The organism is Shewanella sp. ANA-3 (assembly GCF_000203935.1).
Taxonomy (GTDB): domain Bacteria; phylum Pseudomonadota; class Gammaproteobacteria; order Enterobacterales; family Shewanellaceae; genus Shewanella.
Genome location: NC_008577.1, coordinates 4,819,888 through 4,839,257 on the forward strand (window position 1 = coordinate 4,819,888; position 19,370 = coordinate 4,839,257).

The 19,370-nt window shown below is 49.0% G+C and carries 17 protein-coding genes; 7 read left to right on the forward strand and 10 right to left on the reverse strand.

Translation table 11 applies throughout. The features are described 5' to 3' along the window. Positions 1–41: 41 nt before the first annotated feature. Genes greB through SHEWANA3_RS20985 form a run of 3 tightly spaced genes read right to left on the reverse strand, consistent with a single transcriptional unit; the run spans position 42 to position 6,431 of the window. A complete protein-coding gene (gene greB, locus SHEWANA3_RS20975; protein WP_011718730.1) occupies positions 42–545 on the reverse strand; it encodes a transcription elongation factor GreB in 504 nt (167 codons plus the stop codon). A gap of 58 nt (positions 546–603) precedes the next feature. Then, the gene (locus SHEWANA3_RS20980) at positions 604–1,530 is read right to left on the reverse strand and encodes a diguanylate cyclase (protein WP_041413189.1); all 927 of its coding nucleotides are present in this window, start codon (positions 1,528–1,530) and stop codon (positions 604–606) included. Positions 1,531–1,550: 20 nt separating this feature from the next. Then, the gene (locus tag SHEWANA3_RS20985) at positions 1,551–6,431 is read right to left on the reverse strand and encodes a PAS domain S-box protein (RefSeq protein WP_011718732.1); all 4,881 of its coding nucleotides are present in this window, start codon (positions 6,429–6,431) and stop codon (positions 1,551–1,553) included. Between the two features lie 368 nt (positions 6,432–6,799). Here SHEWANA3_RS20985 and ompR point away from each other — a divergent pair, with 368 nt between their 5' ends. The 3 genes from ompR to SHEWANA3_RS21000 all read left to right on the forward strand — a co-directional run bounded on the left by ompR (position 6,800) and on the right by SHEWANA3_RS21000 (position 10,974). Then, a complete protein-coding gene (ompR, locus tag SHEWANA3_RS20990; RefSeq protein WP_011718733.1) occupies positions 6,800–7,525 on the forward strand; it encodes a two-component system response regulator OmpR in 726 nt (241 codons plus the stop codon). Positions 7,526–7,564: 39 nt separating this feature from the next. Continuing rightward, positions 7,565–8,881: a two-component system sensor histidine kinase EnvZ gene (gene envZ, locus SHEWANA3_RS20995; RefSeq protein WP_011718734.1), complete on the forward strand. Its 1,317-nt coding sequence runs from the start codon at positions 7,565–7,567 to the stop codon at positions 8,879–8,881. 116 nt (positions 8,882–8,997) lie between these two features. Beyond that, entirely contained in the window at positions 8,998–10,974 is a 1,977-nt protein-coding gene (locus SHEWANA3_RS21000) for a methyl-accepting chemotaxis protein (RefSeq protein WP_011718735.1), read from the forward strand. A gap of 54 nt (positions 10,975–11,028) precedes the next feature. Here the strand turns inward: SHEWANA3_RS21000 and SHEWANA3_RS21005 are convergent, their stop codons facing one another. From SHEWANA3_RS21005 to SHEWANA3_RS21030, 6 genes are all read right to left on the reverse strand, one after another. Continuing rightward, positions 11,029–11,502, reverse strand: coding sequence for a peroxiredoxin (locus SHEWANA3_RS21005; protein WP_011624535.1), 474 nt, complete (start codon positions 11,500–11,502; stop codon positions 11,029–11,031). A 198-nt stretch (positions 11,503–11,700) separates the two neighbouring features. Beyond that, positions 11,701–12,051: a DUF6547 family protein gene (locus SHEWANA3_RS21010; protein ID WP_011718736.1), complete on the reverse strand. Its 351-nt coding sequence runs from the start codon at positions 12,049–12,051 to the stop codon at positions 11,701–11,703. A gap of 97 nt (positions 12,052–12,148) precedes the next feature. Beyond that, a complete protein-coding gene (locus tag SHEWANA3_RS21015; protein ID WP_011718737.1) occupies positions 12,149–12,379 on the reverse strand; it encodes a hypothetical protein in 231 nt (76 codons plus the stop codon). 105 nt (positions 12,380–12,484) lie between these two features. Then, entirely contained in the window at positions 12,485–12,754 is a 270-nt protein-coding gene (locus SHEWANA3_RS21020) for a hypothetical protein (protein ID WP_041412868.1), read from the reverse strand. Positions 12,755–12,835: 81 nt separating this feature from the next. Beyond that, on the reverse strand, positions 12,836–13,204 hold the full coding sequence (locus SHEWANA3_RS21025) for a hypothetical protein (protein WP_041412870.1): 369 nt from the start codon (positions 13,202–13,204) through the stop codon (positions 12,836–12,838). Positions 13,205–13,457: 253 nt separating this feature from the next. Beyond that, complete coding sequence (locus SHEWANA3_RS21030) at positions 13,458–14,402, reverse strand: choice-of-anchor H family protein (RefSeq protein WP_011718738.1); 945 nt, start codon at positions 14,400–14,402, stop codon at positions 13,458–13,460. Positions 14,403–14,769: 367 nt separating this feature from the next. On the opposite strand from SHEWANA3_RS21030, the gene SHEWANA3_RS21035 reads away from it, so the two are divergent. The 4 genes from SHEWANA3_RS21035 to SHEWANA3_RS21050 all read left to right on the forward strand — a co-directional run bounded on the left by SHEWANA3_RS21035 (position 14,770) and on the right by SHEWANA3_RS21050 (position 18,769). Further along, positions 14,770–15,072 (forward strand): PepSY domain-containing protein, encoded by a 303-nt coding sequence (locus SHEWANA3_RS21035; RefSeq protein ID WP_011624537.1) that lies wholly within the window; start codon positions 14,770–14,772, stop codon positions 15,070–15,072. Position 15,073: 1 nt separating this feature from the next. Continuing rightward, positions 15,074–15,757, forward strand: a complete 684-nt coding sequence (locus SHEWANA3_RS21040) for a response regulator transcription factor (RefSeq protein WP_011718739.1) — start codon at positions 15,074–15,076, stop codon at positions 15,755–15,757. Next, entirely contained in the window at positions 15,750–17,114 is a 1,365-nt protein-coding gene (locus SHEWANA3_RS21045) for an ATP-binding protein (protein WP_011718740.1), read from the forward strand. Before SHEWANA3_RS21040 ends, SHEWANA3_RS21045 begins: the two co-directional genes overlap by 8 nt. A 149-nt stretch (positions 17,115–17,263) precedes the next feature. Next, a complete protein-coding gene (locus tag SHEWANA3_RS21050) occupies positions 17,264–18,769 on the forward strand; it encodes a DUF3300 domain-containing protein (protein WP_011718741.1) in 1,506 nt (501 codons plus the stop codon). A 54-nt stretch (positions 18,770–18,823) separates the two neighbouring features. On the opposite strand, the gene SHEWANA3_RS21055 is transcribed toward SHEWANA3_RS21050, so the two are convergent. After that, positions 18,824–19,300 carry a hypothetical protein gene (locus SHEWANA3_RS21055; RefSeq protein ID WP_011718742.1) on the reverse strand — a complete coding sequence of 159 codons (477 nt, stop codon included), beginning with the start codon at positions 19,298–19,300 and terminating at the stop codon, positions 18,824–18,826. Positions 19,301–19,370: the final 70 nt, after the last annotated feature.

Sequence of the window (19,370 nt, forward strand, 5' to 3'; positions counted from 1 at the left end):
ATTTCAGCATGAAAATCGACGAGAGTTTGATCTACTAAAGGTTATTCTGGCTCGCCCTCGAGCGGCGTCTCGAATGGGGTATAGCGGATGTCATTGATATACCATTCCTTCGGACCCGAAGGGGTTTGCACGACCACTTCATCATCGACCTGTTTGCCGATCAGTGCCCGCGCCATGGGAGAATCTATGGTGATATAGCCGAGTTTAGTGTCGAGCTCATCCTTACCGACGATACGATAACGCACGCACTCGCCCGCTTCGTTTTCGAGCTCGAACCAAGCGCCAAAGTAAATTTTGCCTTCCTGCTGGGGAGAATAGTCGACGATTTTAAGTTCTTCGAGGCGTTTGACCAGATATCTAACCCGACTATCTATTTGACGTAGAAGTCTTTTATTGTAAGTGTAATCCGCGTTTTCACTTCTATCGCCCTGGGCGGCTGCCTCTTGCACTTTAAGGGTGATCTGCGGACGATATTCCTTCCACAGGTACTTTAATTCTTTATCTAAGGTCATCCAGCCTTGGCGGGTGATCAAATGCGCTTTCATAACTCACTATCCACAGGTTTAACCATGTCGAGTCACTTTACTCGACACTCAAACAAGATTATTGCGCCGGTTCGATATCGATACCAACGACTTGATTACGGCCATTATGTTTAGCGATATATAGCTGCTGATCCGCAACTTCAACCAAAGACTCCCAACTTTGCTCGGCGAGTGGCTGAATTGTGGCAATACCGGCGCTCACTGTGACCTCACCAAACTCTGAGTCTAGATGCTCTAAATGCAGGGCATGCACCGCATCTACCATCGCCTGTGCGAGACGCATGGCGCCAGACAGCTTAGCCTCTGGCAGGATACAGATAAACTCCTCGCCACCGTAACGGGCGATAAGATCGTTAGGACGTTTTAACATACCTTTAACGGCATCGGCGACCAGTCGCAAACATTGATCACCTTCCTGATGACCATAGCGATCGTTATAGCGTTTAAAAAAGTCCACATCCAGCATGATAACGGACAAATACGCCTGATTACGGCTGCAATGGCGCCAGATTTCGGGTAAGCGTTGCTCGAATTGGCGACGGTTAGCCACACCAGTCAAACTGTCGAGCAAGGCGATGGAATGCAATACATCGGATTGGCGCTTAAGTAGATACTGGTTCTTTACCCGCGCACTGGTGATGATGGGGTTGATCGGTTTGTGAATAAAATCCACCGCGCCGAGTTGAAAGCCCTTCACTTCTTCCATCTCATCAAAATGGGCAGTAATAAAGATCACCCCAATATTGGCGGTGGCGGGGTCGGCTTTTAGTCGCTGGCAGACTTCATAGCCCGTCATCTCAGGCATTTCGATGTCTAATAACACCAGATCGGGCTGCATTTTTTGGCATACCTGCAGCGCCTGCTCACCACTCGTCGCCATGAACATCTCATATTCTTCATGGAACAATTGATGCAAGATTTTGATATTCAGTGGCTGATCATCCACGATCAGAATCTTGCCTTTGGTGGCCTGTTGCGTCGCCATTAATTCACTTAAATACTGCACTAGGCATTCTCCAACATCATCGCACGCAATGTCTCTAAGGCTTGCATAAAGGCGAGGGATTGCACTTGTCCATTTAGCTCAGTCCATTGTGGGTGCTGTGAGAGCGGTTTTGCGAGTTTATCTACAAGAGTCACGGCTTCTAAATTATTTTCCTGTAAGAGGGAGGCCAAGTTATCCAACTCGGCTCGAACACTTTGTATATCCACAACACCGTTTGCAGACTCGCTCGATTGCGACTGTTTTAACTGTGTCTTGGGTAAAAAGCCAGAAAGCTGCTCAATACTTTGATTAATTAAGGACTCCAGTGTATCCGTCCAGCGTTTTATTTCCAGCAGCTCTAGGCCTTCTTGTTTAAATTGTTTTTCTAAAAATGCTGCATGCACGGCTAAACGCCTCGCACCAAAGTTGCTGGCAATGCCTTTAATCGCATGGCTAATCGCCGCTGTGGTGGCGTAATCAAAGGTTTTTGTCGATTGCTTGAACAAGCTTAGCTGTTTGATCATTTCAGGGGCAAAACTGCTCGCCATTTTCTCGAAAAATACTTGGTTGCCGCCAAAGCGGCGCAGGATCAAGCGAATATCGTCGAGCAGGGTCTCGCCTTCGAGATTATGCTGAGCGTCAAGATGCATTGACTCAGGCTCTGCGAACTGTGCCGCATCACGCCCCACCAGCCGCAGAATATTTGGCAATAACTGCTGCATATCTATGGGTTTGCTCACGTGGGCATTCATGCCCGCCTCGAGGCATTCCTGTTTATCCGCCTGCGAGGCATTGGCCGTCATCGCCAGGATAGGCAACTGGTCAAAGCGGCCATCGGCGCGGATCCGCCGCGTGGCTTCTAGGCCATCAATATCAGGCATTTGCATATCCATAATCACGGCATCAAACATGTCGCCGCTGTCTAATACTTGGGTAACCCCTTCAATGCCGCCTTCGGCCAGCACAACGGTTGCGCCCTCGTAGGTGAGCAGCTCGTCAATCACCTCGCGGTTTAATTGATTATCCTCAACCACTAACAGCGTGAGCCCCGCCAAGAGTCGCTGTGAGCGCGGTTTAGGATTGGCGTCCATGGTCTTGCCTTCGATGGCATTAAGCACGGCTTCGGCCAGAATTTGTGAAGTCACAGGTTTAGTTAAAAAGTTCACAAAAGGCACGTTGTTGATATGCTGACTCTCGGCTATCACTTCATGGCCGTATGCCGTTAACATCACCACCAGCGGGGTATAACTGCCGGTTCCAGCATTTTTCAGCATCTCGGCGGTTTGTAAACCATCGATATCCGGCATGCGCCAATCCATCAATACCACATCAAATTGCTGAGCATTGGCAGTGGCTTGTTTCACTTTTTCAATGGCTTGATAACCACCCGAGGCGGTTTCAACCACACAGCCGTAATCGCTGAGGATTTTCGATAGGATCTCAGTCGTGATCTGATTGTCATCGACAACCAAAATGCGATAGCCGCTCAAATCGGCGCGTGGGTTAGCCTCCACTTCCATCACGGGGAAGGTTAAATCAAACCAGAAGCGGCTGCCCACACCGACCTTACTGGTCACTTGCAGTTGGCCACCCATCAATTCGACGAGACGTTTACTAATCGCAAGCCCAAGCCCAGTACCGCCGAAACGACGAGAAGTGGAAGACTCAGCCTGCTCAAAGCCAGTGAAAATCCGCTCGATTTGCTCCTCGCTGATGCCAATACCGCTGTCGACAATCGAAAACTGTACAGTAACGCTCTCCGCCTCGTGGCGTAGACATTCCAGCCCGACGATCACTTGTCCGTGTGGGGTAAATTTGAGGGCATTACCAGCAAGGTTGATCAAAATCTGCTGCAACCTTAACTGATCGGCGAGCAGCCACGCGGGCAGCGCCGAATCGAGATCAAACATCACTTCGACATCGCTATTGCCATGATTGGCCGACAGTACCACGGCGAGATCCCGCATCAGCAATTCAATCGAGCAAGGATGAAGATCGAGCTTCAACTTACCCGCATCAATTTTTGAGAAGTCTAAAATATCATTTAACAGCCCAAGCAATGACTTAGCGGCCGTTTGCGCCTTAGTCACATAGCCCTGCTGCTGCACCGAAAGGGCGGTATATTGCATTAGCTGCAACATCCCCAACACGGCATTCATGGGGGTGCGGATTTCATGGCTCATATTGGCAAGGAACGCCGACTTAGCGGCATTGGCGGTATCCGCCTCCTGCTTGGCATTTCTGAGTGTTTTTTCTAACTGCCGCTGGGCGGTGATGTCGATATTGATGCCGATGACCCGAATCACATGGCCCTGCCTATCCCGTTCGATTTTAGCGGCGGCCTGCACATATCTAACCTCGCCGTCCGTTGTGAGGATCCTAAAAATCGGCTCATAGGGTTCATCATGCTCGACCGCGCGTTTAAGCGTTTCTTCGGCCTCGATTACATCATCAGGGTGCACTCGCATCCGCCAATGTTCATAGCTAAGCCCTTGCTGCTTTAGGCTTTCTGGCTGGTCATACATCGCAAACATGCGATCGTTCCACTGCAATGAATTATCGAGCAGGTTCCAGGTCCAAATCCCCAGTTTAGCCACTTCCGCCGCCTTACTGAGGTGATTACTCGCCGTGAGTAAGGCCTCTTGCTGGGCGACAATTTGCGAAATATCCACGCCAATCCCAAGGTAACCTAGGATTTCACCGTCATTACCACGCATCGCGGTTACTGACAGTGAGATTGGTAACTGGCTACCATCCTTACGCACATAGGTCCAAGTACGAGTCTCGGAGCCCTCTTCCCGCGCCTTGTGGACAAACGTGTCAAAACCTTGAATTTTTTGACCGTATTCAACAGAAAGCTCGGCGGCGCGAGCGGCAATTTCATCGGCAATATGGAAAGGTGCAGGGGTGGTTTTGCCTATGATCTCTTCGGCGGAATACCACAACATGCGCTCGGCACCGCGGTTGAAGATAGTGATAATGCCCTGTGGATCGGCGGCAATTATGGTCATTTCGGAGGCGGCATCCAGCACATTGGTCAGGAGTGTCGCAATCCGATTTTTTTCAATCTGTGCCAATTTACGTTCGGTAATATCGGTTTGCAGCGCCACGAATCGCTCGACTTGACCATGCTCATCGAATACTGAACCAATCACAGTATCGAACCACTTCAGCTGTTGATCTTTCCCTCGGTTACAGATTTCTCCATGCCAGGATTTACCCGCCTTAATTTGTTCCCACATTGCCTTCCAAAACGCAGCATCGTGCTCACCCGACTTAAGCACCGCGTGGGTCTTACCGACTAATTCTTCCCGCGCATAGCCACTGATCAAACAGAAGTGTTCATTCACATCTAAGATCACCCCGTCTAAATCGGTGACTGAGTAATGCAACTGTTGGTTGATGGTATCGAGCAACGCCTGATTCTCGAGTAGAGCCTGCTGCAACGCATGGGTGCGCTTCGCGACTTGGCGCTCAAGACTGGCGTTGAGGTTAAGAATATGCCGCTCGGCATCCTGCTGCGCCGTGATATCCCGTATGGTTTGGCTCAAGCCAACAATGTCACCGTGTTCATCGTAAATGGGCAACGCCGTGGTCGAGGTCGACAGGTTACTGCCATCGGCGCGTTGATGGCGCGATACTCGGTTAAGCACAGTTTTTCCGGCTAACACTTCGGCAAATAGCGCCTGCTCCTCCAGCACTATGCTGGGGGGCACAATCAACTCACTGCTCGGCAATCCCAGAGTTTCTGGCTCCGTAAAGCCAAAGAGTCGCTCTGCGCCTTGGTTCCAACTGGTGATATTGCCGGCGAGGTCATAGCTAATAATGCCATCGAGGGAGTGTTCCAACATGCTGGCGCGCCGTGCCTGCTCGGCTAACACTTGCTGTTTACGCTGTAAGCTCAAAGACCACATAGCAATCAAGGCCGCCAGCAGCAGGCTAAACAGGCAGCCACTGAACAACACTAGACTCGGCTTATTTAAATGTAATGATTTGATAAATGCCGGATAAGCAATCACTTCAAACTGCCAATGCCGCCCAAAAATCGTCTTAGTAGACTTGTAGCTGTAATCCGATAACTCGCTTAAGTCATTGGCGTGGGTTTCGAAGAAATTGATCGGCTGCTGCTCATCCGTCACATCGCTCAGCATCAGTTTGGTCATTTTCTGATGAAGGGATAAGCCCGTTAAGATTTCGGTCGTGACCAACGGCGCGTAACTCCAGCCAAAGCCCTGAGCCAGACGTTCTTCCGGTGTTTTAGGGACGGTACCGCTACGATAAACGGGTAATAAAATAAGGAACGATTGCAGCGGTTTACCCGTGGCTTGCACTAAGGTAATAGGTGCAGAGATTTGCACCGCCCCCGACAACAAGGCACGGTCTGCAGCTTCTTTTCGATGGCTTTCGGAGGCGATGTCTAAGCCGACTGCCGCCTTATTGCGGTCGAGCGGCTCAATATATTCAATAAGATATTTTTCGCCCTCGTTTGGATTGAGCTGACGAATATGAAAGTCAGGCCAATCCATCGATTTAACCCGCGCTAAAAACTGCGCTTCGTTCTCTTTAGGGACACGCCTGATAAAACCAAAACCCCGAGCACCAGGGAACTCCTCATCCACATCCCGCGTCAGGCTGTAGTTTTGAAACATGGAACGACTAATATGGTCTTCGCCCGCCGTCAATATCATGCCTCGGGCGCCCCGTAGGCCATATTGGTACAGGGTAATCCGGTTTGTCACATTTTCACTGATCTGCTGCGCGCGCTCTTCTAGCGCCTGCGAAATGGTTTGTGCATTGATACGACTCACCTGCCAAGCGAGCACGGCACTGAAAAACAGTCCCACGAGCAAGACGAATAACCCCCACTTGGAGGCTTGCTTGTAACTCATCGACAGGGTCATATGCACCTAATAATTAATAATCATAGAGTTATGATTCTGGACTAATCAAAATACTTTTGCCATAAAGCTTAGCGTTTAAGCCAATAAATGCGTCAAAAGTCGCTAGTGCCAATTTAGTTACAATTTCAGTTACATACTAGATAAATGTCATGATTCCCATGCAATTTCATTTGCTTAGTATTAACATGAGTTAGCAATTAGCCGAATTCAGCCACGATTGGCTTACATCATGAGCTAGTCGCTCAGATTGAATCCAGCTATATTAAGCACATTCTTGGCAGATTCGTTTTCAATTTCAGCCAGTTAATCTTTGTTGTATGACGGCATAAAGAATAAAAGCAATAATCCGAGCAATTTAAGGACATCCCATGGGACAAGAAACCTCGAAAATCCTCGTCGTCGATGATGATATGCGCCTACGAGCACTACTCGAGCGTTACCTGATGGAGCAAGGCTATCAGGTGCGCAGTGCGGCCAATGCTGAGCAGATGGACCGTTTATTGGAGCGGGAAAACTTCCACCTGATAGTGCTCGATCTGATGTTGCCCGGAGAAGATGGCTTATCCATCTGTCGTCGCCTGCGCCAACAGGGCAGCACGATTCCAATTGTGATGCTCACCGCCAAGGGCGATGAGGTCGACCGCATTATCGGCCTAGAACTCGGCGCCGATGATTACCTGCCGAAACCCTTTAACCCAAGGGAATTATTGGCACGGATCAAAGCGGTAATGCGTCGCCAAATCCAAGATGTACCCGGCGCACCCGCGCAGCAGGAAGCCGAAATTAGCTTTGGCGAGTTCTCCCTCGACTTAGCCACCCGTGAGATGTACCACGGCAATGAGGCCATCGCCCTCACCAGTGGTGAGTTTGCGGTATTAAAAGTGTTAGTGACTCATCCACGCGAGCCTTTATCGCGGGATAAATTGATGAACCTCGCCCGCGGCCGCGATTATTCGGCGCTAGAGCGCTCAATTGACGTACAGGTTTCGCGCCTGCGCCGATTGATTGAGAAGGATCCCGCTAATCCGCGCTACATTCAAACCGTGTGGGGTCTTGGCTATGTGTTTGTACCCGACGGCGCAGCCCGTCGATGAGCCATTCTTGCCTGAAGTCGCCAGTGCGTTGGCATCAAGATGAAACCTAAGTTTTGGTGGCGCTTTCTTCCCCGCAGCGCCTTTAGCCAAACCGTTATGCTGATTGGTTGTCTACTGTTGATCAATCAGCTGGTCTCCTATGTCACTGTGGCTGTGTATGTGTTAAAGCCCAGTTATCAGCAAATCAATCAGTTAATTGCCCGCCAAATCAATTTGTTATTTGTCGATGGTATCGATATCGGCCGCGAACACTTAACCATAGTCGATGCGCTCAATGCCAAAGTCCGTGACGATGGCATGAAGGTTTACAACCAACAACAGGCCCGCGAGGCGGGAATCGAACAGGCCACCTACTACGGTTTTTGGTCATCACAGATGTCGGAATACCTTGGTGGCGATGCTGAAGTTCGCGTCACCCACGGCACGGTATTACAAATTTGGATCCGCCCGCCGCAGGCGCCTTCGGTGTGGATTAAAGTGCCACTCATCGGGCAAAACGTTTCCGACCTGTCACCACTTACCTTGTACTTAATGGTGATAGGTGCGCTCAGTGTCGCCGGTGGATGGTGGTTTGCCCGCCAGCAAAATAGGCCACTCAGACGCTTACAAAAAGCCGCAATAGCAGTCTCCCGCGGTGAGTTTCCCGAACCTTTGCCGCTTAAAGGCTCCAGCGAACTGGTCGAGGTAACCAATGCCTTCAACCAGATGTCCCACAGCATGAAACAGCTCGAACAGGACAGAGCCCTGTTGATGGCGGGAATTTCCCACGATTTACGCACGCCACTGACGCGCATTCGCCTCGCCTCCGAGATGATGGTCGAAGAAGATCAATATCTTAAAGACGGTATCGTCAACGATATCGAAGATATGGACGCCATTATCAGCCAGTTTATTGCCTATATTCGCCAAGATCAGGAGGCGAGCCGCGAGCCCGGGCAAATTAATAAACTCATTCAAGATATCGCGCAGGCCGAAGCCAACCGCGACGGTCAAATTGAAGTCGTACTGAGCGACTGCCCCGAGGCCCTATTTCAAGGGCTGGCGATTAAGCGGGTGCTCAGCAATCTGGTCGAAAATGCCTTCCGTTATGGTTCGGGCTGGGTGCGAATCAGCTCGCAATTTGATGGCAAGCGGATCGGTTTTAGCGTTGAGGATAATGGCCCCGGGATTGATGAATCACAAATTCCCAAACTGTTTCAGCCATTTACCCAAGGCGATATTGCACGCGGCAGTGTCGGCTCTGGCCTAGGCCTCGCCATCATCAAACGGATTATCGACCGTCACCAAGGCCAAGTGACCTTATCTAACCGCACTGAGGGCGGCTTAAAAGCCCAAGTCTGGCTCCCCCTGGAATAAATCCTAAATTCAGAATGACAACGCTGACATTCAACTCGTGTTGTCATATTTATGTCACGCGAAATTCATAAACTCTAGGCAGTTAACTTCCTAAAGTTTCCAATGAAGATTGCATCATGAAGATTTCAACGCTGTCACTCTCAGCTTCGGCGCTGTTGTTATTGCTTGCTGGACTATTAGCAGCCGTGGTGCTGTGGAGCAGCGATCAAAGACAACAGATTGAGCAACAAACCCAAGTGCTCCAAGGTCTACAACAGGATTTTCTCGTGGGCGTACGCCGCGATCTCGATGGCTATTTAGCCAGCGGTAACGCGACCCAACTCGAAGAAGCCAAAGCCAAACTGAGCAAGATTAAAACAGAGCTCAGCGAACTCAACCTCGCCGCAGCGGGCAGTGCCGATGAGGAATTGCAAACTGGCCTGAGTCAATTTATTCAAGACTTAGATACCAAATACCGCGCCGCAGGCAAACTCGCGGGCAATCCAAGACAGCTACTGGCCCACGCCGAATCCGAAATGCTCGACTATAACCGCAGACTCGGCAGTTACGCCGACAAAGGTTTAGCCGTTAATGCCACTGTGGCCGAACAATACCTACAATTAAGCCGCGACTTACCCAGCATTGTTTATCAGTTATCGCAGCTGACCGATGGCTATCTCATCGATAAAAATCAGCAGCTTAAAAATATTCTCGACAGCACCAGCAAAGAACTAAACCAGTGGCGTGACCAACTGAACGCCCTGCCGTTAATCGGCGTGTACGAGCAGCAGGAAGCCGATGAATTTGCCCTTGGCGCAAGTGAGCCTGAGCAGATTGAAGTGGGTGAAAATGATCGCAGCGAGCTGTTAAGCCTAGCCAATCGATACAATAAAGAAGTCGCCAACACCCACCAACTGCTGCAAGCCAATCAGGAGATGCAAGAGCAGTTAATTCAAGCCATTAGCAGGGTTGAACAGCAACTTATCGCCCTCGGTGAGGCGCAGGCCGCCAAAAACCAACAGCTCAAATATGAGTTGCAAATCATTCTTTATGCGATGGTTTCGATTATGGCGCTATTTGCTATCGGCTATTTAATCCTGCAACAAAACCGCGTGGTTAAACCCCTTAAACGCCTCAATCAAGCCTTTATGCAATTAAGCGAGTCCAACAGTCGCGAACGCTTGGACATTAATCGCCGCTGCGAAACCGGACAAATTGCAGGCCATTTCAACCAATTGCTACACAGATTCGAGCAGGAAGACGAACTCCAACGCCAACAAATGACTAAGGTTTCTCAATCCTTAAGTCAGTTGGTCGCGCGCATTACTCAACTGTCGCAGCACACCGAACACACTCAGACCATTGTCGCCGACACTCAGTCGCAAACCGAGCATATCCGCAGCCTCGCCAATGAGGTCAGCCACACCTCGGCTCTTGTTGAACAAAGCGCGGCTGAAACCATGCGCCAAATGCAGTCGAGCCAGACCGAGGCCGAAGCGGTACTGAGTGCCACAGAACAAACCCAAACGGCAGTCGGCCTTTGCCACGCCTCGCTCGAAAGTCTGAATAACTCGGTAGCAGATGTGGCCAAAATTATTGATGTGATTGGCAATATTGCCGAGCAAACCAATCTATTGGCACTGAATGCTGCTATCGAAGCCGCCCGTGCGGGCGAGCAAGGCCGCGGCTTTGCCGTGGTCGCCGACGAAGTGCGAAGCCTGAGTCAACGCACTCAGGTGTCGTTAAATGAAATCGTGAAAATCCTGCATCAGCTCACCCAATCTAACCTCGCTCTCGGCGAGAGTGTTGATGGCATCGCCCAAGCAACCGACAGCCAAAAACAACGGGCACAGAGCCTATGGCATGTGGCGCAAACCGTGCAAAATCAAGCGAGTGAAATGGCCAATACCGCCAAGCAGGGTTCGCTTAACGCCAAAGAACAAGTCGATTACCTCGATGAGTTTGTTCGCAGCATGGATAACCTAAAAGACCAAGCGCAAACCAGTTCGCAGCAGAGTGAAGTGATTGCCCAAGAAGTACAACAAAGCGTGGAAGATATTGAGACCAGCCTGGGCATAGCCGACACCAACACTGTAGCAGCCCGAGCGGCTTAAACTTGATACCAATAAAAATGGGAGCCTAGGCTCCCATTTTTTTCTAATCAGGCATTAAAGTGCCGCTAATACCACTTCGGCTTTGCTCACCTCAAATGACTTAGGTGCTTCTACATTCAGTAAAGTCACCACACCGTTATCGATGATCATCGCATAACGTTGTGAACGCACACCGCCAAAGCCAGCGGTATCCATCTCGAGTCCCAGCGCCTTAGTAAAGCTCGCATCGCCATCGGCAAGCATCAGTAACTCAGATGCATTTTGCGCTTCGCCCCAGGCTTTCATTACAAAGGCATCGTTTACCGATACACAGGCAATTAAATCCACGCCTTTAGCTTTAAATTGATCGGCCAGTACGACATAACCTGGCAAATGCGCTTCAGAACAGGTTGGCGTGAAAGCACCAGGCACTGCAAATAACACGACTTTTTTACCCGCGAACAGCTCGGTAACTTGATGATTTACCATGCCATCTTTAGTCAGTTGGCTTAGCGTCGCCGCTGGTAATGTTTGACCTTGAGCAATCATGTCTCTCTTCCTTTAGTTAACGTAACTTGCCCATACTAGCCCGAATCCGAAATGATAAACACAGAGAGAAAAAAGGGATTTGTAGTAGAGGGGGCAAAGTGCCGATAAATAACGAGAGTTGCTTAGTCTTGCATCGCCAAAGGCGGAAAATTGTTGGCAAAAATCAGCATAAGCCAACTCATATTGAACGGCAGATTATCACTCCGGCCAATCATCTCCTGATTGCCTTACGCAATAATCAAAATTTAACTCTGTCCCAAAAGGCTCACTAGGTAACTCTTTGCCGTTGATAGAGATTGTGAGATTGCTTAAGTTTTGAAGTTCGCTAAAGTAAGCCAAAGTATCATGGATTCTACTCGATTTAGCTTCATTTATTAAACTGACTATAAGGTTCTTTTGCTCTGTGGATAAACTAACTAAGAGATTATTTATTTCCTCGTTTTCCGATGTTGCTGGAAATTGACCTTTCTTCACCCACTCTGATTTAACTGAACGACTTCGTTTAACGAGTTCATCAATTATCGATTTGTATTCATCCAGTGAATTCACACACTATCCTTAAGAGGGTTATAACGACGTCCACAGCGGTGCCCAGCGGCAGCTAGCAGCAGGATCTTGTTACGTGATGACTTGCGTGCCGATGTCATTATTGAAATTCCCACGGGATTTCCTTTTTGAATAGATCAATTGCCTGCTCAACAAGCTCAAGATCGAGATCCTTTTTGTATAGGGTGACCTCTCGGGTCTTTTGAGTATCATCCCGGAAGACTTCCATAAGTATTTCGCTACCAGAATAAACTTCTATTCCGATACCATCCCTACTACCGCCAACATCACTAGCAATGATGTATTTTTCTAACTTGGAGTGCTCACCCATACTTGCTACTCAATTATTGCCACACAACGCCGCCAGCAGCGGCCGAATGGAACGAGATCAGAGACCAACGGAAGCTATGCAGGCTTGATTATATACAATTAACAACTACAAACATCCTCTATAGATATTTACCAAGGATATGCTCATAGGGTGCTTCCTATCAAAAGCAACATAATACATTTGGATAAAATCTTGATCTGAATTCAATGGTGATTCAATGTGTGACGGAATGTTATGTACAGCATCCATTAAATCTGCCACACACTCTGATTTTTCACCATTTAAGTTATCCCAACTTATAGTTCTCGCAAGCAATATTGCTTGAAGCAAGACCTCAAGGTGGGCACTAGCCTCGGGCGATAGCTGACTTTTCATTTGATGTCCTTGACATATAACACCCCGCACATGCGCGAAACTTGTGCGTGTCGCAAGAGTCCTAAGCTCCGACTCGAGTTATTAGGGATGTACAGCAAAATACCACTTGTCCCTATTTGCATAAAATACCCAGTTTAGTTGTTTAGAAACCACGTAAACAAACAAGATGTCTGTAGTTTCTTGGAATTTTTTAAAATTCGACCAACTTAAAACGAATGAATCCTCTAAACGCTTTTGAATATTTGTTGATTTGTAAATCCGTGCAAATGTTTCAAAGGCAAAAACCTGTTGTCCAATAAATTGTCCAAGACACTGATTAAACTCATCCTCAGTAATCCAACCATGATCGACAGAAATATTTGAATCTACAACTGCCCATTCAGAACTAGTTGGAAGTAAGTCTAAATCTTGTTCAGTGTTAACAATCTGAGTTAAACAAGAAAACTCCATCAGCTTGCCTCGTAAGCCCTAATATTTATATCGTGTGCATACACATACGCTTGGCAAAATCATTCACAGCCAACTGTTTTATAAATTCATTTAAACAATAGCAAGAATCAAGCTGGGTAGAAAGCAAGCATATGATTTCTGCTGGTTTTGTTATAAACATTTCGACGTAAAAAAGCAGCGCATCGATAGATACACTGCTTTTTAATTTAGTCGGTATTACTCAAGTATTAATTGTGATAATTTACATAAAATTTTATTTCAGGGTATTAACCCACTTCTCACGTTTACGTAGTGCCGCAAAAAGCCCCAGACCAAGCAAAGCAAAGATAGACAATGCGCCGCCGCTTTCTTCCACCACAATCACTTCGTCAACACGGTCACGGTCGCTACTTTCCAGCGGCAAGGCATATAAGCCATCGGTGTCATCGGCGCTAATGGTGGCGACAATATCGCTATAACCTACTTCATAAACATCGATTAATACATCGTAGTGCTCCGTTGGATAACCAGTGTAGAGGGTGGTCAGCACTTCATAATCGTCCTGCGTTGAGTCACCGTAGATAGTAAACACGTCCGTGGTGTAGTAATGCACCCAAGGGCCGCCGTTACGGCTGAGGTACAACTCGGCAAACAGGTCAGCGCGCTCATTGAGGTATGCGCCAAACACATCTACATCGAAGGTCACGCTGAAGGTTTGATAAAACCCATCGTAATCAAAGTCTTCAAACAAACGGCTGCTGGCATCAAAAATCGCAAAGCTGTGATACACGGGGGCGCGATAGGGATCTTCACTGGTCGCACTCGAGCTTGGGATAGGCTGACTCGTATGCTTAGCAATCACTTGTTCGCGGGTCATGGGGGTTGCGCCCATCAATTGCACGCGATGAGCACTCGGACTCTTAGCCGACAACGACGGTGCTAAAGATTTAACTGCGGCCGCAGCGGCTTCACCCACACTTTGAGCGGGCGCCGACTGCTGCAATAGTCTTAGAGCCTGTTGCTCTTGCTCTGTGGCCTGCTCGGCATTGGCTTTTTTCGCCATCCCAATACTGGCCGCGCTAAAGGGGGCCAAGTTTGACTCGTCCAAGGACTCTGCGCTCACCATGGCTGGCGCCAGTAATGCGCCTGCCAATACCATTGCCTTGATAAAGGCTGTGTGAGTTGTGCCTACGATACCTGATTGATTGAGTGCGTTCATCTTGAATACCCCATTGGATAATCCGTTCAAATTGGTGACATTAGAGGGCACTCAAGGTGAACATAAGCTGAACATTAAAATCTGCCGTTTTTGCGAGCAAAAATGCCGTTCAGCCTCAATTCATCTGTTTTGGTTAACACTGCTAATATGTCACACGAACACTGGATATGACTCGTGGGCGCTAAATAGGTTCAGGCGGTAATTTACAAATCGATTTCACCTGAATCACAGTGAATTTTAAAGGAATTGTGTTTACCAATTGGCTGATCTCTATGTGTTTGTTATGGTGATGAGGTATTCTTAGTCGACTCGATAAGCTATCCATCTAGCTATTCACTTAAGATCGCCGAACACGCGGGTAACAGATATGAAACTTGGTTTGACACTGACCCTAGTCGCTTGCTTATGCACCTCCTTTGGCAGCATGGCGGGCAATGATAAACACGATGATCGTAATCAATCGCGCGGCCAAGGCGTGAAGAATGAACAGCGCCGCCTAGTGGTGAATAGCCCAGATCAAGCCGTGGCCATGGCGCAGCGTCAATATCGAGGAAAAGTGCTCAGCGTGCAGTCGAGTGGTTCGGGCTACCGAGTCAAAATCCTCAATAACGATGGCCAAGTCTTTTCTGTTTCGGTGGATGCCGCCACTGGGCGCGTGTCGAGGAATTAATATGCGACTCTTACTCGTTGAAGACGATTTAGCACTTCAAGCCAACTTAAAACAGCACTTGCTCGATGCTCACTACAGCATAGATGTCGCCAGCGACGGTGAAGAAGGCTTATTCCAAGCCATTGAATATAATTATGATGCCGCGATTATCGATGTCGGTTTACCTAAACTCGACGGCATTAGCCTGATTCGCCGCGTGCGCCAAAAGGAACGCGCGTTCCCCATCTTGATCTTAACCGCGCGCGACAGCTGGCAGGATAAAGTCGAGGGACTCGATGCGGGTGCCGATGACTATCTTACTAAGCCCTTTCATCCCGAAGAATTAGTGGCTCGACTCAAAGCTTTGATCCGCCGCTCGGCCGGTAAGGCGAGTCCAGTGATCACTAACGGTCCCTTTAGTTTAAATACCAGTAGCTTAGAGGTGCGTAAAGGGGATGAACTCGTCACCCTAAGCGGCTCTGAATACAAGCTATTCGAAATCTTTATGCTGCATCAGGGCGAGGTGAAGTCAAAAACCGCGCTCACCGAACATATCTACGATCAGGATTTTGACCTCGACTCCAACGTTATCGAAGTCTTTATCCGCCGTTTATGCAAAAAGCTCGACCCAGATAACCAATACAATCTGATCGAAACCCTGCGCGGCCAAGGTTATCGCTTAAGAGTCATCTCCCCAGATGAGTAAACGTGCGCTTGCCTGGCAGTTATTAAACTCCCTCAAAACTCGGCTCGTCCTCAGCGCGCTGCTGTTTATTTTGGTATTACTGCCACTGATTGGGGTCGCCCTCAATGATGCCTTTACCGAACAAGTAAAAAGCGCCGCCAAAAACGAGCTGAGCGCCTATGTGTATTCGGTATTAGCGGTGACAGAGGTCGAAAACAAACGGATTTTTATCCCCGAATTAGTGCTCGAAAACCGCTTTAACCTGATCCAATCGGGCCTCTATGCCATTGCCACCACAGAGAATGCCGAGCATCAGCAGAACATAGTCTGGCATTCGCAATCCTTTATGGGCATCACGCCGCCAGAGCATTTTACGATTCCTCCCACGGGCAAGAGTGCATTTGAGCAAATCGACCTCGATGGTGCGCCGCATCTTATCTACAGCTTTAGCGTCAGCTTTGCCAGCCTGAACGAAAACGTGCCTGTGACTATCCATATCATTAAGGATGAGTTGGAATTTCAACAGCAAATTGCCCAGTTTAATCAACAGCTTTGGACTTGGTTGTTGATCTTAATCTTAGTCATGCTGGTGTTTCAGTTGAGTTGGTTGATTTGGACCATTAGGCCGCTAGCGCGCTTTACCCAAGAGCTGCATGATGTCGAACAGGGTAAATCGACCCAGCTCAGTAGCCTGTACCCGAGCGAGTTGCAGGAAGTCGCGCGGCAACTGAATATCCTGCTCAATACCGAGCAAACCCAGCGTAAACGCTATCGTAATGCCCTAGCCGATTTGGCCCATAGCCTCAAAACACCACTCGCTGTGATTAAGAGCCAAGCGGATTTAAGCGAGGCGTCGAGCGAGCAAGTGTCGAATATCAGTCGCATCATCAGCCATCAGCTTAAACGCGCCCAAACGGCAGCATCGGCATCATGGCACTTAGGGATTAAGGTGGATGAGGTTGGTGTCAAATTGCTGCGCACCTTAGCCAAGATTTATCGAGAACCGCAGATAGATCTCAGTGGTGAAATGGCCCCACAGGCCGTATTTAAGGGCGATGAGGCCGATCTCACCGAAATTTTAGGCAACTTGCTCGATAATGCCTGTAAGGCTGCCAAGTCACAGGTCAAATTAACCGTCACAGGCGACGCCTATCAGCTACAGCTCTGTATTGAGGACGATGGTCCTGGGATCAGCGAAGCCCTGCAAACTCAAATATTTGAGCGTGGGATCCGCGCCGATTCTTACCGCCAAGGCAACGGCATTGGTCTAGCGATTGTCCGCGATTTAGTGGATAGCTATAACGGCCGCATTTCCGTATCCCGTTCAGAAAACTTAGGCGGCGCCAAGTTTACCGTTAACTTCACTCACTCGGCTTAATCTTTAATTTTTCATAAAGATAGTTAATTTTTAAGCTGAGAATGGCGCTGCAATACTCTTTTTACCCTACAAAATACTTTCAGCTTATGTTCATATTCACGCGCCTATGATGCCAATAACATCCTCAAATAGGATTATTGGAGCGAACCATGAACAGATTACATCGATGGAAATGGCTGGTGTTATCGGCGGCATTAATGACCTTGCCTTTCACCTCGCCAACTCAAGCCGAAGGCGTATCAGTCAGCCAAGGTTCAAGTGCTTCACTGAGCCAAGCCGAACTCGAGCAGATGCTTGCGCCCATTGCACTCTATCCCGATAGTTTATTGAGCCATATTTTGATCGCCTCAACCTATCCACTCGAGGTGGTACAGGCGCAGCGTTGGTTAGAGGATAACCCTAAGTTATCGACCGACGAGGTGATGTCTCGCACCGAAGATAAAGACTGGGATCCAAGCGTTAAAGCCCTGATGGCTTTCCCTAACGTCTTAGAGAAAATGAGCGAAGACTTAGATTGGACCCAGAAGCTCGGCGAAGCCTTCTTGGCCGATGAAGGCCAAGTAATGGACGGCATTCAATCGCTCAGACAACAAGCGGATAAAGCCAACAGCTTAGCCAATATGGGCAATATGGCGGTAACCCGTGCCAACAACCAAATCATCATAGAGCCCGCACGCCGCGAAGTGGTGTATGTGCCCTACTATGATCCCCGCGTGGTTTACGGCACTTGGCGCTGGGGCGTGGCCTATCCCCCCGTGTATTGGGAATTCGGTGGTTATGTGGGCTACCCTTACCGCCCAAGTCATAGTTACTTTTACTGGTCACCCGGGATCCATATTTCCTTCAACTACTTCTTTAGCTCGTTCCATTGGCACAGCCACAGAGTCGTCGTTGTCGATCACCGTCACTCCCACCATTATCGCCCAAGGGAGCGATACTCAGTCAGCTACGGCGCTCAACCTTGGAAGCATAAGCCCGAGCATAGACGCGGCGTGGTGTACCACAATCCCGTGGTGAAAGAACGCTACTACGGTGACAACAAGTTCCGTGGCCGCGATTCTCACTCCACTGGCAGTGGTCAACACTTTACCAGCCAATACTCGAAATCGCGGGAACATCAAGACGCACGTTATAACCGCGACAACAAGAACTATGACAAGCGCCAAGATAAGGACAGAGGCAACAACGCAAGCCGCGATAATCACTACAGCCGCGAGCGTACGCCCAGTTACCAAAACACTCAGGCCGAGTTAAAAGAGCGCCGCGTGGCACCGACAAACTCGACACAAGCGAACAAGGAAGGTTACAAAAGAGAGCGTAACGACAATGCCCGCAATGATAATCAGGTAAGGCAAATGCAGGCAAAAGCGACGAGGGAGCAAGCTAAAGAGAGTCCACAACGCCAGTATCAGACTCGAGAGCAGCAGCCGCGCAGCGTTGAGACCCGTACTCAGCCGCAGAGACAGGAAGCTCGCCCCGAGGTGAGACGCGCCGAACCGCAGCGCATTGAACAACCCCGCCAAGTGCAGCCAAGACAGCGGGAAGAAACGAGAGTTAGGCAGGGCGAGCCACGCCAAAATATGCAAATGGCCCGCAGCCCTGAGCATAACCAAGGCAGATCGGCGCAGAGCCAAGAACGCCGCCACAGGGAATAATCTTTACCAATAAAAAGAGCGCGAATATTCGCGCTCTTTTTTATGTTCAACAGCTTAAAACTTTAAGGTCAAGGACTGGCCTTCTCCCATGCCCTGCCACTCGAGGGTTAGATCCATTATCTCATTGATAATATGTTCAAAGTCCGTTTGAGAGACCTCGGGCAACGCGAGTTTACGATTACTGCAACTCTGCTCTAACAGGTATAAAAACCCAGCATAGGTCGGTGTATCGGCGGACCACAGCAAAGATTGCAGGGATTCGACAATCGACTCGGTCTGCCAAATTAAGGTCTTATCTGCGACGGCTAAGGAGGCTTCGTTATGTTCGAGGGAGAAGCTAATATCGGCCCCCGCTCGCACTTGGGCAAAAAATGCCCCCTGAATATGCAGACGTTTTTCAACAACATAGTGGATCATATCGTGGGGTGCTATCCCCTGCTCGGGCATTTGAGTCTGGGTCGCACTGCCATCCATGCGCACACAACGCAATTGCCCGTAACGCTTCGAACCTTTGGTGAAGATAACTTGCATGACGCCGTCCTTAGTTTATCCATCTTTCCATCGCCGGATTTAGCCAAGTATAGTTCTAAATGGATAAAAA